The sequence below is a fragment of the Martinezella lusitana genome, assembly GCF_016901135.1.
GTDB lineage: Bacteria > Pseudomonadota > Alphaproteobacteria > Rhizobiales > Rhizobiaceae > Rhizobium > Rhizobium lusitanum_D.
Window position 1 is genome coordinate 1 of record NZ_JAFEVL010000024.1, and the last position, 18,328, is coordinate 18,328.

The following is an 18,328-nucleotide window of genomic DNA, read 5'->3' on the forward strand; positions in this document are numbered from 1 at the left end:
CGCAGCGTCCGGACGGCGCAAATATCGACGATCTGCTCCCATTTAACTTCGCCAAATCCACTGCCGCATAAGCCGCTGCGGGCCTCACAATCCACTGCGTCAACGCGCAGCGAAATGAGCGCTTACGGTTGACTAGCCGAACTAGAGAACCTCTGACCTGCCTCTGGGACATCAGTTCATGAACGATCACGTTGGCAGAGAGGAGCCGCTAACCATTTTGGTCGGCAATAACCTCGGTCGGACGACGTGGGTATCGCAAGTCCCGTTAGGAAGGATCGTACATTCGGCTTTCTGCCCGGAGGAATTGGCGGGATCCACCCTCACGAGGGAGGCTGTCCGGTCTATGGCCAGGCAGATCATCTTCGGGCTGGTAAGCAGCGCGCGAGCGCAACGGGTCGAGAAGGGCATCGCAATCCTTCCGGAATTCGACAGAATTCTGTCGTTGCTGCGAGTTCCTTTCCCCCGCAGGCTCCGACCTCTCCTTGCTCATATCCAGGAAGTCGTTCCCGGCAATGCTGCCGTCCGTGCGGAACGCATATTTTGGCATACCAGAGAGACCTTGGTTTTCGCGTCTACCTCCGGTCCGAATACGCCTGGAAAATGATGTTCGGTCACGCAGACATTGCGGCTATCAGGCTCGCGCTTGACATGTGCGGCACTATCCTTCGCACGAACCAATACCCGCCCGGAGAATTTCTGCCGGACACGGAAGTAAGCCACGACGAACTGAGTGTCTGGCGGGAGGCTCGCGCGTGTTCGCAGTCGTTCACCAAAGCGGCGATGGAGTTGTACCTAGAGATGTCGCGGGACGAAGAGCGCGAGTTGTTCCTAAGGCTGTAGTGGACGACGCGACGCACGTCGAGGGCGGGATCGGTAAGACTCCAGGAAATATAAATCGTCGTCGATCGGCACAATTCGGGCGCGAGGATGACTGGCGCCAAAATCGCCATAAGATATTGAGGACGTAACCACGTGGTTTCGGGTCAGCACTTAGCGCATACGAAGCTTTGAGCCCACACGTCGAGGAATTCTCGGCATTGTTCGACTTCCAGAAGTGAGCCATTGAGAGGACGTGAACGTCACCGCTGCAATGAGTGCCTTTGGCAAAGTCGGGAGACATAGCGGGTTCTGTATCGCGGAGCCGAAAGATTTTCTTGGCTGAGTTCGATGGCTGGCACACTGTGACACTGTGACTGGAATATCCGATGAATAATCCCCGCTCACAGCGAGACGATAACGGTCATCTGGATTTCGACCATTGACCCGCCGGGCAAGGAGCTCACACCGACCGCCGCGCGCGTCCCAACAGCCTCTTCTCCAAGTTTCGCCAGGAGGAAGTTCGAGGCAAAGTCCGCCAGACGGGAATGCTCCCGAAAATCTTGAGAGGCCGCAATGAACACAGTCATGGTCAGGACTTCCGATAACCTCTCGCCTGGCCCCAACACACTACCGGCCGCTTTGAGGGCATTCGATGTCGCGAGTTCGACTGCCTCCTTATAATCATTAAGGTCGTCATCACATGTGACCGTGCCGGTCCGCACTAGCGCGCCTTGAAATCGGGGGGTCATGCCTGAGGTGTAAACGATGTCGCGATGACGTTTTGCGACCACATAGTTGCCTTGAGCGACAGGAGTGCCGGTTTCCGGTTGAATTTGCATATGTATCTCCTCTTGAACTCAGAATGATCTCAGCTCAAATTTCCTTCCGACCGCTCGATGCGACGCTGCGACAGTATTCGCGATGAGCATTGCTATTGTCATTGGGCCGACCCCGCCGGGGACGGGCGTGATAACGCCGGCAATGCTTGCGACTTCCTCGAATGCCACGTCACCGACGAGGAGGGTTTTGCCCTCACCTTTTTCCGGGGCTTCAACCCGGTTGATACCGACATCGATCACGGTCGCACCCGGCTTCACCCAATCAGACTTGACCATCTGCGGACGGCCGACAGCTGCAACGAGAATGTCCCCTCTTCTGCAAATGGCGGCCAACTCTTTTGTCTTGGAGTGCGCAATCGTTACAGTCGCGTTGGCGTTTAGCAACAACTGGGCCATTGGCTTACCAAAGAGATTGGAACGACCAATGACAACTGCGTTGAGACCCGAGAGATCATCACCGTGGATGCGGCGCACGAACACCATTGCACCAGCGGGTGTGCACGATATCATTCCGCTTTTCAGATCGCCTGTCGCCAGCTTGCCGGCATTGACTACGTGTAGACCGTCGACATCCTTCTCCGGCAGGATAGCCTGAATGATCGCATCACTGTTCAAATGCTTCGGGAGCGGCAGTTGAACCAGAATGCCGTGAACCTCTGTATCAGCGTTGAGAGACTCAATCAGGGTTAGGAGCTGCTGCTGTGTCGTGTCAGCCGGCAACGTGTGCTGCGCAGATGCGAACCCGCATTCTTTCGCCATACGGCTTTTCGCACTAACGTAGGTATGACTTGCTGGGTCATCTCCGACGATAACCACAGCTAATCCCGTTCGGGCGCCGGTCTCCTTTTCGAGTGTGGCGGCCGCAGCCTTCACCGCATCGATTACCGAGGCCGCAACAGACTTTCCGTCAATAATTGTCGCGCCAGTCATCCCATGCGTTCCGATGCAAAGCTGCCAGGGCTGGCTGGAAACACCACCGTTCGATTGCCGTTCAAGAATACCCTGTGATGGATGTGCGCGTGGATGGCGCGGGCCAGCACCTGACTTTCGACATCGCGACCGATGGAAACATAGTCCTCGGCGCTTTGGGCGTGGGTGATGCGAGCTGTGTCCTGCTCGATGATCGGCCCCTCATCGAGGTCGGCAGTGACGTAGTGCGCGGTTGCACCTATGAGTTTCACACCACGCTCATAAGCCTGTTTGTAGGGATTGGCTCCCTTGAAACTCGGCAGGAAGGAGTGATGAATATTAATGATCTTTCCCGACATCTTTTGGCACATGGCGTCGGAAAGAACCTGCATGTAGCGGGCCAACACGATTAGCTCGGTCCCAGTCTGCTCGACAAGATCCATAATCTGAGCTTCGGCTTTAGGCTTGTTCTCTTTAGTGACCTTGATGTGATGGAAAGGAATGTCGTGATTGACGACAACTTTTTGATAGTCGAAATGGTTTGAGACCACCCCGACGATGTCAATTGGAAGCGCACCAATACGCCAGCGGTAAAGCAGATCGTTGAGGCAGTGTCCGAACCTCGACACCATCAGGAGAACCTTCATTCTCTGGGTGTGAATATGAAGCTCAGCCTCCATCTCGAACTTCTCGGCGATCGGAGCAAGCGCTTTTGTCAGCTCTTCGGCGGTCGCACCTTCCTCCGAGACGAAGGACGTCCGTATAAAAAAGCGTCCAGTGCTTAGGTCATCAAATTGCGAGCTGTCGACGATATTACAGCCCTTCTCGGAAAGCAAACCCGACAATGCGGCGACGATCCCTCTCTTGGATTGGCATGTTGCGGTTAGGATATAAGTGGTCATTGCACACCTTCTTTAGTTTTCAAGCCGACAACCGATCTGCTGGAAGCGCGTTGAAAAGCTTTTTATCTATTTGGCGGAGGCTTCGGGACAGCTTCGGGTTCTAACGAAGGCCGTCGGAAGAGTTGAGATATGATCGCCACGTATCGAGGTCCGCATTACCGCCAGAGACGACGACGATGACTGTTTTGCCCTTCCAAGTCTCGTGGTCGCGCAAGGCTGCAGCCGCCGCTGCCGCGCCGCCGGGCTCAACAACAAGTTTTAGATCGTCAGCAAGCGTCCGCATGGCACGAATGACGTCAGCCTCCGACACAGCAAACCCCTCTGCGACCAGCGCTTTGTTGATCGGAAAAGTTTTTTCCCCTGGGATTTGCGTTACGATGGAATCGCAAATCGAACTATGGCCAGGCTCGTTCGCAACACGGTCACCAACAAGGAGAGATCTTCGAGTATCGTCGAAATGTTCAGGCTCGGCTGTGTAAATCACTGTTTTAGGAGACTCGTGAGCCATCGCCGTCGCGACTCCGGCTATCAGACCGCCTCCACCAACAGGACATATCAATGCATCCGCTGTAATGTTGCGCTGCGTTAACTGATTTGCGATCTCCAGCCCGATTGTGCCTTGTCCAGACATCAGGACATAGTCGTCATAGGGAGGTACGAGCACCGCTCCGGTCTCGTCGGCGATATCACGGGCGATCTTAGCCCTGTCACCCGTAATTCTGTCGTAGGTAACGACCTTTGCACCGTACTCAGCGGTGTTGCGTAATTTCACCGCAGGCGCATCATCCGGCATGACTATCGTGGAGTTTACTCCAAGTTCCGAAGCTGCGGCAGCTACTCCCTGAGCGTGGTTTCCAGATGAAAACGCGACGACCCCGGCTGCCCGTTCCTCTTTAGTAAGGGAGGCAATTTTTACATATGCACCCCTAATCTTAAACGATCCGGTTCGCTGCAGGCATTCTGCCTTGACCAGTAATCGGAAACCGATCCTCCTATTCAGGAGTTCAGATTCAAGTAAAGGCGTTACACGCGTCACTCCCTTGAGGGTGCGCGCAGCCTTGGCGATCATCTCGAAATCAAGCATTCTCGTACTTTCTGTAATTAGGCTGACTGTTAGTCAAAACATGTCGAGCCGAAGCCGCCTAATCGGCAACGTCGCTTGAAGAGGCGTACTCGTTGCAGGTGTCTTCGAAGCGTTGGATTTCTTCAGCTTTGTCGCAATACGACATGACCAGTCGAAATCCGTCACGACCCTCCCCTAGATCCCATGGCCGGAGGTGAAACCCTCTCTGTCGAAGAGATTCTGAAAGACGTCGAGGCAGGAACACGAACAACTCGTTGATCTGCACTGGATGAGCAAATTCAACACATGCGCATCGCTTTAGTGCTGCCTCGATTCGGGCGGCATTTTTGTTTGCTTGAAGCGCATTGGTACGCCAAAGATCATTGTCAAGAAAGCTCAGAAGCTGCGCGGACATGTAGCGCATCTTCGAGAACAGATGTCCCGCGCGCTTGTGCAGGAACCCAAGCACTCTGGCGATCCCAGGGTCAAAGGTGATGACCGCTTCCGCGTTCATTGTACCGTTTTTGGTCGTGCCGAACGTCAGGATGTCGACACCGGCCTTCCAGGTCATTTCGGCGGGAGTGACACCTGAACTGACCAAAGCGTTCGAGATCCTTGCGCCATCAAGGTGAACCTTCAGACCCGCTCTATGAGCGATTTCGCTCAACTCGCTGAGTTCGCCTGTTTCGTAGAGAACACCCGCTTCGGTCGCCTGCGTGACGCTGATGGCACTTGCCGCCATGTGATGGACATTGCCGATCCCGTGCTTTCGCAATGCCTCTTCCAAGCTCGCGGACGATATCTTATTGTGTTCGCCCTGGAGAAGTGTCATCCGGCCACCACCGCTGTAGAATTCGGGTGCACCGCCTTCCGTCGTTACGATATGCGAGCTTTCATGGCAGACAATGGTGCCATAGGGTGGCGTGATGGCTCCAAGCGCGAGACCGTTGCCATCAGTGCCTGTCGCTACGGGAAACACAAAAGACTCGCGCTCGAAAAACTCGCCATAGGCAGTGCTAAGTCCTGCCGTGAGGTGATCCGCGCCATAGGCGGTTTCCGTGCCCTGGTTGCAGCGCAACACGGCACTCATGACCTGGTCACAAACGGGTGCCCCGTTGTCCGAATTGAAGTGATAGGTGGCTATTTCACTTCCTCCCGGCCGGAGCAAAACCGCCGCCATATTCGGCAGACGCATCTTCCAGCACTTCCCAGAGGTAGTCGGCAGAAGCAAAGTCGGTGAGAAGGTGGAGTCCTTCAGGCGCGCCTCCGATTTCCCGGATGATAACAGCCCCGATCCGTGCAACGATTGTTTGCGCGGTTTCACCTTGAGGAAAACTCGCGTCACGAAGATCGACGCCGCAGATCTTTGACATCATGTCCCGAACACGGACGCCTTCGAGGAAAAGCCAGCTATGGCTGTCAGCACGCGGCAGTGGATAGCCCATGCGAACCGCGCCGCTAGCACTCTCTGCGGCCCAGGATGCCTCAAGTTCGGCTGCGACACCGCTGGAGGAGGCACGGCCGTCTAGAACGAGGTACTCTTCCTTCCCGAGCCGAGCAACCACAGTGCCGTCGGAAAGCGTGACCGCTCTGTTCGGTCGCTCCGGGAGAACGGAGAGCTTGGATGCAAGCCACTCACCCGTTCCGACACCCTTGAATCCAGTCCGTCCGATAGGCGTCAGATCATGAATGACCACGTTTTCGGGTTGGCGGAGAGCACGACTTTGCCCGATCCGATGAGCGAAAGGGCTTTTTGCGATCGCAGCCATTTTACATCTCCTGTCGCTTGTTGTCGGGATCATAGAAGTGCGGGTCGACGACCTGGGCCTGATGCTGGCTGCCGTCGATCGAGCGGAGCGTGATACGGCTCCCGAGATCCGCGTCGGCCCGGTCGGCGTAAGCGAGCCCAATGACCTTTGAGAGACTCGGAGAGTTGGTGAGAGACGTGATGAAGCCGGCGATCTGCCCGTCTTTCACGACCAGATTAGATTCCTGCAAGCCTGACGCAGGAATTCGGTCAAGAGTAAAGCCGACGAGCTTACGGTTCGACAAAGTCTTTCCGCGGATCTCAAGACTGCGTTTGCCAATGAAAAAGGGCTTGGAGTTCGCGACGGCCCAGCTCATGTCGAGTTCTTCGGGCGTCGTCATACCGTCCGTGTCTTGTCCGATGATGACATGACCCTTTTCAAGCCGCATGACACGCTGCGCTTCGAGACCAAACGGCTTGATCCGGTATTCCTGGCCCGCTTCTTTTATCGCACGCCAAAGGGCCGCGCCGTAGCGTGAAGGAACATGAATCTCATAGCCCAACTCTCCGATAAAACCGACACGGAACACCCGCGCAGGGATTCCAGCGACTTTACCCTCGCGGTAGGCGAGATAGGGAAACTGCTCAGACGATACGTCAATGTCCTCCGTTAGCTTTTCAAGCACCTTTCGGGCGTTGGGGCCTGCAAGATTTACCCCTGCATACGCCGCAGTGACGTTTGCAATGTCTACATCAAGCCGCCACTGGGCATTCCACCACAGCATGTTGCGATAAATGCGATCGACACCGGTCGTAGTAGCGGTGACATAAAAGTAATGCTCGCCTCTCCGGCATGCCACGCCGTCGTCAATGACAGCGCCGGCTTCGTTCGTCATGAGAAGATAGCGCGTCTTGCCGACCGGAAGCTTCGCATAAGCGAATGTGTACATGCGGTTCAGAAACTCGGCAGCATCCGGGCCGCGTATATCCAAGCCGCCCAGCGTCGATACATCGATCATACCGACGTTGTTGCGCGCGTTGCGCACTTCGTCAGCAATAATGTTTTTGTCGTCAGGTCCAGTTCCGTAAAAGGCCGGTCGCATCCAGTTTCCGGCGAGAAGCCAGGAAGCTCCTTCTGCGCTATGCTGCTCATGCATCGGCGTCCGGCGCATGGGGGTGAACTTCCGACCAGCCAGAGTCGCAATCTTTTCGGTCGTGACCGGAGGCCGCGCTGTCGTCACACCGACCTCGCTAATCGTGCGACCCGTTTCCTTTGCTACCAACATTGCTGTAGCCAGTGCGGCATGGCGCCCCTGGCTTGGACCCATTCCAACTGTGGAGAAACGCTTGACAAGTTCAAGCTCGCGATACCCATCCGCGACCGCGTTCTTGATATCCTTGATCTGCAGGTCTTCATCGAAATCGACGAAATCTTTGCCAGCCGGGTGCGGAAAGATTGGACGCGGATGGTTGGGCGACACTGGAGTGCGCGTCGGGCGCGCTGGCCGATCTCCAACCGACAGGCCACAATTGGCAGCCGCCTGCGCACCTTGCGCAAACCCATCGGCGATACAGGATTCGATATCGAAGAAGCCGTCGACAGAACCTGTCAGTAGCACGCCTTCGTCTTGCCCTTGGATGGTGAATTGGGCAGAGATGTCGTCATAGGCCAACTTGCCTTTGGCCTGAAGCGGCAGTTGATAGGCAGGCGCATATCCAACCGACATACACACAAGATCACAGTCCAACCGGAGTCGGATCTTGCTAGCAGTTCCGGACCCATCGAGCTCAGCAAGCTCGACCGCTTGGACATGCCTGTGGCCGACGGCAGGCATGGCATCCCAGACGCACCAGCCATCAAGTACTTCAACCTTTCGCGACTTCAACTCTTCGCGATTTGGTCCATCGACGACGCTCTTGCGAAGGTCGCAGACAGCAGCGAGCCTCACGCCAGCATCGAGAAGATCCAGCGCGACACCGTAAGCATCATCATTCGAGGCAAGCACAACTGCGCGCTTTCCTGGTTTAACACCGAAAAGCTTCATGAGCCGTTGAGCTGCCGACCCCTGCATAATGCCGGGCAGGTCGTTGTTGCGAAACTGCGATGGTTGTTCGATCATGCCCGTGGCGAGGATGACCTGCTTCGCCCGGAGCTTGTACAGTCGGTTGCCACGGATGACAGGAAGCCAGTTGTCCGCGTACCAGGCGTTGCAGGTAGCGCTCGTCCAAATTTCGATCCCTGGATGATCGGTGGCCTCCCGAACAAGGTCGCGGTCCGTCTCGACGCGCGCATAGGTAAGCGCTCCTCCAATCACTGGGTTCTCATCAACTACCAGAACAGAAGCGCCAGCATCGGCCGCAGCGATCGCCGCAGCCAGACCTGCAGGCCCGGCTCCGACCACAAATATATCGTACCAGCCGTAGGCCTTGTCGTAATATCCTTCTGTGGCCTTGGTGGTGTCCAGCTTGCCCAAGCCCGCCCTTGCCCGAATCCGCGGCTCCCAAACCCGCTCCCAGATGCCCTTTGGCTTAAAGAAGGTTCGGTAGTAAAACCCAACAGGCATGAATCGCGACAATCGGTTCATCGCGAATCCACTGTCCCTGCGGGCCGAGTGGCTGACATTCTGCGCTCGAACGGCGAGCCCTTCTGAAATCGGATGGCGATCCGCGAAGACGCTTACGTCGTTGCCGATCTGTACAAGTGTGTTTGAGTCTTGCGCGGCCATCGTCAGTATGCCCCGCGGCCGATGATATTTGAACGACCTCGACAGTATCCATTCGTCGTTCGCGGCAAGCGCCGACGCGACAGTGTCCCCCGCAACGCCTTCGTATTCTCTGTCATCGAACGTGAAGCGGATCTTTTTCGATCCGTCGATCAGCAGTCCCTGCCTCAGTCTTGGCTTATTCATTTAACCTCTCCCAAAGGACCGTCAGCAGGCACGGCGAAGGTGGCAAGTATCTCGTCGGTCACGGTATTTCGCTCGGCGAGGAACCAGAGGTTCGTGGGTGTATGGCACCACCACTCGCGTACGACGCCAGCTGAGTTGTTCGACATCCAGAGGTAATCCGACCACTGCTTGTCGCTCGCCTGGATCGGATCGACGTGCAGATGGACTTCGCCATGGCACTGGAACTCGGTTATGTTTCGCGGCCCATTGAGAGGGCATGTCATGATTTTCATGTAAGGCTCCTCAGTGGCTTGCGGCCGTAGCGCCCATTTCGTTGACCAGGTCAAAGCGTTCGAAACGATCCAACTGGAATGGGAGGATTTCCTCTGGGACACGATTGTCAGCGATGGCCTTCGCCAGGAAGAAGCCACTGGCGGGCGTCGCCTTGAAGCCCCATGTTCCCCATCCGGCGTCCAACCAGTAATTTGCAAGAGGGCTCTGACCCATGATTGGACTGTAATCAGGCGTCATGTCGGTAATACCTGCCCATTGACGCAAGACCTTCAGCTCTCCGATAAATGGGAACAGTTCCAAAGCCGAGGCGGCAAGCCCCTCCTTAAGTTCGAGGGTCGATCGGGTGTTGTAGAGTTCATAAGGATCGGAACCGCCGCCGATGACGAGTTCACCTCTGGCTGATTGGGAGATGTAGCAGTGCAGCGCGGTGGAAGAGACCATCGGATCAAGGAACGGCTTGATCGGATGGGTCACCATTGCCTGGAGCGGATAGCTTCGTATTGGCAACTTCAAGCCAACCATCTTTGCGACGACGGAGGAATAGCCTGCAACACATTGCACCACGAGCCCAGCGGAGATATCGCCGCGGTTAGTCCGGATGCGCGTCACATTATTGTTCGCAACGTCCATGCCAAGGACTTCGGTACGCTGGTGGAGCTCAACGCCACGCTCGCACGCTCTAATCGCGTACCCCCAAACCACCGCGTCGTGCCGGGCGATAGCGGCGTTCCGATGCCAAAGCCCGGAAAGGATGGGCATGCCTTTAATGTCGAGATTGAGAGAGGGAACAAGCTCTTTGATCTGCTTTCGATCAAGTATCTCGTTTGCTTCACCGCAGAAAACGCCGGCGTCCGCGCGCAATCGTAGTGATCGTGAGACCCCGTCTGAGTGAGACAGTGTGAGCTGCCCTCGTCTGGAGTACATCATATTATAGTCCAGCTCGTTGGAGAGCGACTCATACAATCTTAGCGACTTGGCGTAGAACTTGATCGAACGTTGATCCGTGTAGTTCGATCGAATTACAGTCGTGTTTCGGGCGGTGTTACCCCCACCAAGGTAGCCTTTCTCAAGGATTGCGACATTGCGAATGTTGTGGTGCTTGGCCAAGTGGTACGCAAGAGACGCACCGTGCCCCCCGCCTCCGATGATCACCACGTCGTAGTGAGCTTTCAAATCAGGAGTGACGGGGATTTCCTGGCGGGCTGGGTACCGCTTCGAAAAGCCATACTTAAGAAGGGCAAACACCATAACCAAGGTCCTGTTTCGTGGTGGCATGTGTGAACGTCGCTTGCGCGCCAGGGGTAAAGACCGCGCTGACACCATCCACATCCTGAAAACCAGATTGGCATACCTTAAAAAGATGATTTGCATGAATAAGACGCAAACTATAGATAATTTGCCATTTCTGGAGGAAGCAACAGCAATTGTCGCTTTTAGCGGTTTTGAGGTACACCACGTGATGCGTTTGGCATTTATTCTGACAACGGGTTACTCACTTATGGCCACGGCTTCGGCAGTGGAGCCACTGCGAGCAGCCAATCATCTGGCGGGAAAAAAACTGTACGAGATCAGCTTTGTTTCTGCGGAAGGAGGATTGGCCAAATCTACGGCTGGTGGCGGGTTTGAAACGCTTACAATGGCAGGGGCAGGATCTGATTTCGATCTCGTTTTCGTGGTCGCGGGCGGAAACCCGATGAGCTATGAAGACCCTGATCTGGGTCGATATCTCCGGAAGCTCAATGCAAACAAGGTGAAGCTCGGTGGTATTTCTGGTGGAGCAGCGATTCTGGCCAGATTTGGTTTATTGGAAAACCGGCGATTTGCAGTTCATTGGCAACATATCGAGGCGCTCGAGGAGCTATCATCAGCCCTGCTGATTGAACGCCGGCTTTTCGTGATCGACAGGGACCGGTACACCTGCGCTGGAGGTGTAGCAGCGCTTGATATGATGCTTGCGATTGTCGCTTCAGAGCATGGAACGGTGTTCGCGCGGTCGGTGAGCGACTGGTTTATTCACACACAGATGCGTCTCGCGGACGAGCCCCAGCGCGCGACCCTTGCTCAGCAATTGAATATCACTCACCCTGCGCTGATCGCGGCGACTAATTTGATGGCGAGCCATATCGCTGACCCCTTGAATGAGCAACAGATAGCTGACCTTTCCGGTCTGAGTTCGAGGCAGTTGCAACGACTTTTCACAGAGCAGATTGGTGAACCAATCATGCAATTCTATCGAAAGATGCGCTTGGAAAAAGCAAATGAACTGCTACAGCAATCGACATTGCCTATAACTGAGGTCGCGATAGCCGCCGGATTTTCGAGCCTGTCGCATTTTTCCCGAACGTTCCGCGAGCAGTTCAACTCCACACCGCGGCGCCGGCGTGCCGATAGTCGAAAGAATATGACAGTCTTGCGTACGATGTAGCTTCTGCCGGGAACCACGGCTGGGCGACTTCGAAGCTTAGAAAGTTTTGTGTGGCGGGCTCAAGCCGGAAACGGCAGACGCCCGAGCTGTTGGGCTCGGGCGTTCGAAATAACGCCTTGTCGGCGAATAACTTCGCCTTTAGCTTTTGCGCGCCTCGTGAAACGAGCTCCGCTCAAGCGATCGCGCAACATGCAGAACAATGTCTTCGTCGAAGCGGGGGCCGATCAATCGCACCGCAGCCGGAATTCCTTCGCCGCGCAATAGGGCTCGGCGAAAGACATGATGCTGCCGGTTCCCATCCGGCTGAGAGACGAGCCAGCTCCAGGCGCTACTGAACACCTAGCTTTGGTAGAGGGATGGAGAAACGGCCGCTTCTTTCAATTGCATGCGCAGCCCGAAAAACCGTTAACTCGTCGAAGTAGCGTCCGACCAGCTGCAGCCCGATAGGCAGGCCCTCCGTGTGGATAGCACACGGCATTGTCAACGCCGGGTGACCCGTCATGTTGAAAAAGGTAGTATAGCGGGTGATCGCGTTGCCGATGGCTTCGTTCACACCGTTTCTTGTCACTTTGACTGTCCCTACTTTTTGGGCAATCTCCGGTGTGGCGGGAGTGAGGATAAGATCGACATCGTCGAAGAGCTTGTTCGTCTGTTGTCGATAGAGCTCGACGAACCGCTTCGCCTTAACATAGTGCTCAGCCAGAATGCATTGCCCGAGTGCGAGACCGGCGCGGAAGTCTGCTCCATAGAGATCTCCCCGCTCCTGCACATATGCTGAGTGGGCGCTGAGCGCTTCAGGCATTTGAACCGTTAATGAGACGGTACGGCTATGCTGCATGTCTGGAAAGGTGACAGGCACCAACGTTGCGCCAGCGCCGACAAGATATTCCTTGACGGACTCTAACGCGGCAAGGATCTCACCGTCGGCACGCTCATAGTAGAAGTTTTTGGGTATGCCGATTCGCAGACCCGAAACGCTCTGTCCTAAAGCGTCGCTATAGTTGTCCACGGGCCGATTGACCGAAGCCGGGTCGGATGGATCGTAGCCTGCAACAATACGCAATAGTTCAGCGCAGTCCGCGATCGTCCGCGTCATCAGGCCGACATGGTCGAGCGTCCAGCAATAAGGCACAACGCCCGCCGTGGGAATGCGACCAATCGTCGGCTTCAATCCTACAAGACCGTTGAGCGCGGCAGGCGCGCGGACGGAACCGCCTGTATCTGTCCCAAGTGCTGCGGGAACGAGCCCGAACGCCACTGCGGCAGCTGAGCCGCTCGACGAGCCGCCTGCGAGCCGAGTGGGATCATAAGCATTCACACAGGTGCCGTACACCTCGTTCTCGCCTGTCGCACCGTATGCAAACTCATGGAGATTAGTCTTGCCTAAACTAACTGCGTTGGCGGCACGAAGTTTTGCAATCGCATAAGCGTCGCTCTCTGCTACCCGATCGTGAAAGACACGCGAGCCGGCGGTAGTGAGAACGCCCTTAACGTCAAACAGGTCTTTTGAAGCGTAGGGCACTCCAGCGAAAGACGATGCGCTTAGGTCTTCGCGAGAAAGGCGCGCGGCCTGTTTCTTGGCGTCGTCGATCGTAGGCGTGATAAATGCCTTTGACAAAGGATTGTATCGGTCTATTCGCTCGGCGAAGACCTCAACAAGCTCTGCAGGCGTAATTTGCCCGGCCGAAATCAGTTGTTTGAGGCCTTTCACGTCTTTGAATGCAATATCGTCAGTCATTTGAATCTGCGCCCTGGACGCCCATTGCAGGAGGGATGGTTCCGAGATCAATCTTTCGAAGCTGTTCCAACTCGTTTAGCAGATCCTGGAATCCGGTGATGATCCCCAACTGTGGATTCACGAGTTCGCTGATTTCCGCGTCCGACCAACTGTGTGAGGCCATCTGCGTGCATATGCCGATCAGGGTTTCTTTTTGAAGTTTCTGCATTTGGTCCTCGCAGAGTTAGCAGCCAGCATGCGCCCACGCGTCGCGGGCGCACGCTTGAAAGCTTAGCGGACAATCAGCGTTTCGGGAGTTTTGTTGGTGAGGATTTCTCCGCCGTTCTCCGTGACCATGACTGTGTTGGATATGAAATAGTCGGCCACCTTCGTGTCTGTGAACCAGGAATGGGCGTGAACGACCATGCCGACTTCGATCTTCCGCGTGGACTTCGGAAACAGGCTCGTAACCATCGAACCGCCCGTCCAGCTCGGCGGGAAGCCGATACCGACGAGATAGCCGCAGTGATGGCGATGATAATCGACTAGGCCCGCACTCGCGGCAACTTCATGCCATGCATCGTAGGCATCTCCGGCCTTGGCGCCAGGTTTGAGCGCCTCGCAGATCGCCTTCATACCGCGGATTGCGAGTTCGGCAGATTCTTCTACACCCTTGGGCGCACTTCCCACGTAAACGAGCCGGCCCATCGGCGACTGGTACTTCCGGTACGCTGCGCAGGTTTCAAGGAACACCGCGTCGCCATTGCGGAACACATCACCGCGCCAGGTTGTGTGTTCTTCGCCGAGACGGCTCGTGGGACGAATGAAGGGGCCAAATCCTGGATATTCGCTACCCTCCAGGATCATCTTGTTATGATAGGCTGCGGCCACCTCGTAGTCTGATGCCCCATCATGAACGGCCTCAACTGCCGCCAAGGTGCCCATGTCAACGGCGTGTGCCGCTTTGCGCGTGTATTCCATCTCAAGTGGCGACTTGATCAGACGGATATCATCCAGGATACCAGATGCATCCTCCCACTGAACGCCAGTTTTGTCGTCTTGGATGCGCTCGGCGTGGCGTGGCGTCAGGAAGAGGCTCCGCTTCTCAATCCCCACGCGCTTGCCTGCGAGACCAAGGTCCTTCATCGCCTGGTGGACATAGTCCGAGAGCTCTTCGTGGTCCTTGTGGCCATAGAACTTTGCGTTCGTGACTTGATTTTCGACTGTGATCCGCTCCATCGCGCGGCAGCTAAGCGCCATCTCACCATCCCGGTTGAGAACAAGAACGTGCGCCGCAAAGAAACCCCAATGATCGAGGCCCGTCAGATAATAGATGTTTTCCGGGACGGCGATCAAAATGCCATCGAGGTTATTCTTGGCGAGCACATTGCGAGCCTTGGCGATACGCCGATCGAGTTCGTCTTTTGGGAACGCCGTTTCATAAGCCATCGTGAACCTCGCAGGTGTTGGCGTTGATGATAGGTATACCTTTTGGTACCGAAGCTTCGCATAAATCGCAATAGACATTTTGCCAATTGGCTATTCTGTAGGCTATTTGCCCCGCATTCAGGACCGAGGAAACTTTTTCTTGCCTTTGCGCTAAAATGAGTGGTACACCAATATGGCAATTGTGCCACGAAGCCCAAAAATGGGGGAACTCATGAAAATGAATAAAATCTTCGCTGCAGTCGCCGCAGCCGCCACGATGCTCGTCGGCGCAGCAACCGCTCATGCCGACGCTCTTACCGATAGCGCAAAGGCCGGTAAGCCCATTCGCATCGGGTTCGCTCATGAAATTCCGTGGGCCTATCCTGGCGAAAAGAATGAGCCTCTGGGCTTCGCAAATGCGCTGGCTCTCGGCGTTCTGAAATCGATGGGTTATACGAACATTGAGCCCGTCGTCACCGATTGGGGCGGGCTCATTCCCGGCCTTCAGGCGGGTCGTTTCGATATCATTACCGGCGGCATGTACATCACGGCTCCTCGCTGCAAAAACGTAAGTTTCGCCGAGCCCATGGGAAAATTTGGTGACTCCTTCATCGTAAAGAAGGGCAACCCTAAGGGCATAACAAACTATCAGGACATCAAGCAAAAAGATGCGACGATGGTAACTGTTGCAGGCTTTGTGAATGCCGATGCAGCAATGAAAGAAGGTGTTGCAGAGAGCAAGATCATGCAGGTGCCGAGCCTCACGGAAGTTCTTGCAGCGGTGAAGGCCGGTCGTGCCGACGCCGGCGCCGGTAATGATTTCGCTATGAAAGATCTCGCGAAAAGTTCTGGTGGCGAAATTGAAGTAACCGATCCCGCTGCTCTACCGGAAACGACTTTCAACTGGGTGGCGATCGCTTTCAAGAAGGAAGACAAGGACTTTCTCAAGGCTTACAACGAAGCACAGGCAAAATACCTTGGAACGCCCGAAATGCTTGAGGCCGTAGGTAAGTTTGAATACACGAAGGCCCAACTCCCGGGTGATGCGAAAACAGATTGGATTTGCGCTAACAGATAAACCTCCCAAGGTTGGGCGAGCTGTTATAAGGGCAGCTCGCCCGTACTATTGAAGTGAGCTGCAATGACCTACATCTCGTTTCTCGCCGAATACGGTAACCGCTTCATTGATGGGGCATTGATTACCGGACTACAGTTTCTTTGCTCGCTGGCCCTCGCCACCGTGCTCGCCCACGTCTTCGGCCTCATGCTATTGTCAGCCAATGTTGCCGTGAAAGGCGTGGCAGTCGTCTACGTAGAGTTTTTCAGGGGAACATCGCTTCTCGTACAGCTGTTCTGGCTGTTCTACGTGCTTCCGCTTTTTGGCGTGACCATGGACCCCTTCCTCACAGGTTTTTTGGCGGTAGGCCTCAATATCGGCGCGTATGGAGCGCAGCTCGTTCATGGCGCTATTAAATCCGTAGCGCGTGGTCAGTGGGAAGCATCTTATGCGCTATCGATGTCCCCGGCTAAGCGGATGCGGCGTATCATCGTTCCGCAGGCAATTGTCATCATGCTTCCGGCTTGGGGTAACCTTGTCATCGAACTGCTCAAAAGCACCGCGCTTGTAGCTCTCATTGCCGTGCCGGATCTGATGTTCGAGTCACGGCAACTGAACAGTTCGACTTATCTATCCACTTGGACATTCGGCACGGCGCTCATCATTTATTACGTTTTCGCTCGCTTCCTCATCACTCCGCTCATGCGATCCTTAGAGCATTTGATGGCGCGTCGGATGGGGGGGGCCTGAGCTATGCAATGGGACTGGCAATTTACCGCCGAGATCCTCCCTCGGATGCTTTGGGCTACCGTCAATACGCTGATGGCCGCTGGCATCGGCTACGCAATCGCCGCAATTCTTGGGTTGGTGTTTGCAATCGCCCAGCGGACTAGGTTTCGTGCGCTGACTGTCTCTGTGCGCGAGGTGGTCGAGTTCCTTCGTTCTACGCCGCTCGTTCTGCAGATTTTCTTTGTATACTATGTAGGTCCGGAATACGGAATGTCGTTGAGCCCGTGGGTCGCTGGCATGATCGCGATCGGCCTTCACTACGCGGCTTACCTGTCCGAAGTTTACCGAGGCGGCATTGAGTCGGTATCGAAGGGTCAGTGGGAAGCCTGCACCGCAATCAACCTATCCACTGTACAAACCTATCGTCGAATAGTTTTGCCACAGGCACTGCCGCCATCGGTCGCCGGCATGGGAAACTATCTGATCAGCATTTTTAAGGACACACCGATGCTTTCGGTCATCGGTGTCGCGGAGCTGATGCAAACCGCGAATGCAATCGGTGGTCAGAACTACCGCTATCTCGAACCCTACACGATCGTCGGCCTCGTTTTTCTCATCATCTCGCTGTTCTCCGCTGCCTTCATCCGCGGCTTCGAGGGATGGGTCCGCCGCAAGCTAGGAATGTACTAATGCAAGATCTTTCGTCATTTCCCCTCGAACTCACCGGACCCGATATTCCCATGGTGAGGTTCATGAACGTACGAAAGACCTATGGTGACTTCGTCGTCCTCGACAATCTCAATCTCGACATCGCCTCTGGCGAAATGGTGACCGTAATCGGGCCTTCAGGTTCGGGTAAAACCACAGTCCTGCGTATGCTGATGACCCTGGAGACCATAAACGGCGGCGTAATCTATGTGGATGGCAAGCCGCTGACCCACATGCCGAAGAACGGTGTCTTGGTCCCAGCCGACTCGAAATATCTTCGCCATGCGCGGTCCTCTATCGGCATGTGCTTCCAGCACTTCAATCTGTTTCCGCATATGACCGCCCTCGAAAACTGTATGGAGGGACCGGTCCAAGTTCTCGGTCTTCCACGACGGGAGGCCAAAGAGCGCGCCGAAGAGCTTCTCTCGATGGTTGGCATGATCGAGAAGAAGGACCAGCATCCGGCGCGCCTGTCCGGAGGCCAACAGCAACGTGTCGCGATAGCTCGTGCTCTGGCGATGAGGCCAAAGGTGATGCTATTTGACGAGGTAACGTCGGCGCTCGATCCGGAAGTGATTGGCGAAGTCACGAACGTCATAAAAGACCTTGTTACCAAGCATAACCTGACGATGCTAATGGTCACGCATCAGATGGGGTTTGCTCGGGACATCTCTGACCGCATCTGCTTCTTCTACGGCGGAAAGATCGAGGAGCAAAACACGCCCGATGAGCTCTTCACAAACCCGCAAAGCAAACGGACGCAGCAATTCTTGAGCGCGGTAAAGGCGGCAGATTGAGATCAG

The 18,328-nt window shown here is 55.4% G+C and carries 17 protein-coding genes; 5 read left to right on the forward strand and 12 right to left on the reverse strand.

Annotated features, from left to right (window positions below; genetic code table 11):
• Positions 1–1,220 precede the first annotated feature (1,220 nt).
• The 9 genes from JTP94_RS10145 to JTP94_RS10185 form a co-directional block, all read right to left on the reverse strand.
• The gene (locus JTP94_RS10145; protein WP_204850376.1) at positions 1,221–1,658 is read right to left on the reverse strand and encodes a RidA family protein; all 438 of its coding nucleotides are present in this window, start codon (positions 1,656–1,658) and stop codon (positions 1,221–1,223) included.
• Between the two features lie 18 nt (positions 1,659–1,676).
• Complete coding sequence (gene folD / locus JTP94_RS10150; RefSeq protein WP_204850377.1) at positions 1,677–2,588, reverse strand: bifunctional methylenetetrahydrofolate dehydrogenase/methenyltetrahydrofolate cyclohydrolase FolD; 912 nt, start codon at positions 2,586–2,588, stop codon at positions 1,677–1,679.
• Positions 2,585–3,469 carry a formyltetrahydrofolate deformylase gene (purU, locus tag JTP94_RS10155; protein ID WP_204850378.1) on the reverse strand — a complete coding sequence of 295 codons (885 nt, stop codon included), beginning with the start codon at positions 3,467–3,469 and terminating at the stop codon, positions 2,585–2,587. Before purU ends, folD begins: the two co-directional genes overlap by 4 nt.
• Positions 3,470–3,569: 100 nt before the next feature.
• Positions 3,570–4,553, reverse strand: a complete 984-nt coding sequence (locus tag JTP94_RS10160) for a threonine/serine dehydratase (RefSeq protein ID WP_204850379.1) — start codon at positions 4,551–4,553, stop codon at positions 3,570–3,572.
• A 58-nt stretch (positions 4,554–4,611) separates the two neighbouring features.
• A complete protein-coding gene (locus JTP94_RS10165; RefSeq protein WP_204850380.1) occupies positions 4,612–5,727 on the reverse strand; it encodes a low specificity L-threonine aldolase in 1,116 nt (371 codons plus the stop codon).
• Positions 5,678–6,301, reverse strand: a complete 624-nt coding sequence (locus JTP94_RS10170) for a sarcosine oxidase subunit gamma (protein WP_204850381.1) — start codon at positions 6,299–6,301, stop codon at positions 5,678–5,680. The genes JTP94_RS10165 and JTP94_RS10170 overlap by 50 nt, the downstream gene beginning before the upstream one ends.
• Position 6,302: 1 nt before the next feature.
• The gene (locus JTP94_RS10175; protein WP_204850382.1) at positions 6,303–9,188 is read right to left on the reverse strand and encodes a 2Fe-2S iron-sulfur cluster-binding protein; all 2,886 of its coding nucleotides are present in this window, start codon (positions 9,186–9,188) and stop codon (positions 6,303–6,305) included.
• A complete protein-coding gene (locus tag JTP94_RS10180) occupies positions 9,185–9,460 on the reverse strand; it encodes a sarcosine oxidase subunit delta (RefSeq protein WP_204850383.1) in 276 nt (91 codons plus the stop codon). Before JTP94_RS10180 ends, JTP94_RS10175 begins: the two co-directional genes overlap by 4 nt.
• Positions 9,461–9,470: 10 nt before the next feature.
• A complete protein-coding gene (locus tag JTP94_RS10185) occupies positions 9,471–10,709 on the reverse strand; it encodes an FAD-dependent oxidoreductase (RefSeq protein ID WP_204850384.1) in 1,239 nt (412 codons plus the stop codon).
• A 121-nt stretch (positions 10,710–10,830) separates the two neighbouring features.
• Between JTP94_RS10185 and JTP94_RS10190 the strand changes: the two genes are divergently transcribed.
• Positions 10,831–11,886, forward strand: a complete 1,056-nt coding sequence (locus JTP94_RS10190; protein ID WP_246754782.1) for a GlxA family transcriptional regulator — start codon at positions 10,831–10,833, stop codon at positions 11,884–11,886.
• Between the two features lie 328 nt (positions 11,887–12,214).
• Here JTP94_RS10190 and JTP94_RS10195 read toward each other — a convergent pair whose 3' ends face one another.
• The 3 genes from JTP94_RS10195 to JTP94_RS10205 all read right to left on the reverse strand — a co-directional run bounded on the left by JTP94_RS10195 (position 12,215) and on the right by JTP94_RS10205 (position 15,130).
• Positions 12,215–13,624 (reverse strand): amidase, encoded by a 1,410-nt coding sequence (locus JTP94_RS10195; protein WP_204850385.1) that lies wholly within the window; start codon positions 13,622–13,624, stop codon positions 12,215–12,217.
• Positions 13,617–13,832, reverse strand: a complete 216-nt coding sequence (locus JTP94_RS10200; RefSeq protein WP_204850386.1) for a hypothetical protein — start codon at positions 13,830–13,832, stop codon at positions 13,617–13,619. The genes JTP94_RS10195 and JTP94_RS10200 overlap by 8 nt, the downstream gene beginning before the upstream one ends.
• A gap of 62 nt (positions 13,833–13,894) precedes the next feature.
• Positions 13,895–15,130: a Xaa-Pro peptidase family protein gene (locus JTP94_RS10205; RefSeq protein WP_246754784.1), complete on the reverse strand. Its 1,236-nt coding sequence runs from the start codon at positions 15,128–15,130 to the stop codon at positions 13,895–13,897.
• A gap of 133 nt (positions 15,131–15,263) precedes the next feature.
• On the opposite strand from JTP94_RS10205, the gene ehuB reads away from it, so the two are divergent.
• The 4 genes from ehuB to ehuA all read left to right on the forward strand — a co-directional run bounded on the left by ehuB (position 15,264) and on the right by ehuA (position 18,322).
• Positions 15,264–16,109 carry an ectoine/hydroxyectoine ABC transporter substrate-binding protein EhuB gene (gene ehuB, locus JTP94_RS10210; protein WP_246754785.1) on the forward strand — a complete coding sequence of 282 codons (846 nt, stop codon included), beginning with the start codon at positions 15,264–15,266 and terminating at the stop codon, positions 16,107–16,109.
• 63 nt (positions 16,110–16,172) lie between these two features.
• Positions 16,173–16,838: an ectoine/hydroxyectoine ABC transporter permease subunit EhuC gene (ehuC, locus tag JTP94_RS10215; protein ID WP_204850387.1), complete on the forward strand. Its 666-nt coding sequence runs from the start codon at positions 16,173–16,175 to the stop codon at positions 16,836–16,838.
• A gap of 3 nt (positions 16,839–16,841) precedes the next feature.
• Positions 16,842–17,507 (forward strand): ectoine/hydroxyectoine ABC transporter permease subunit EhuD, encoded by a 666-nt coding sequence (ehuD, locus tag JTP94_RS10220; protein WP_204850388.1) that lies wholly within the window; start codon positions 16,842–16,844, stop codon positions 17,505–17,507.
• A complete protein-coding gene (gene ehuA, locus JTP94_RS10225) occupies positions 17,507–18,322 on the forward strand; it encodes an ectoine/hydroxyectoine ABC transporter ATP-binding protein EhuA (RefSeq protein WP_281434790.1) in 816 nt (271 codons plus the stop codon). The genes ehuD and ehuA overlap by 1 nt, the downstream gene beginning before the upstream one ends.
• The last annotated feature ends 6 nt before the right edge of the window (positions 18,323–18,328 follow it).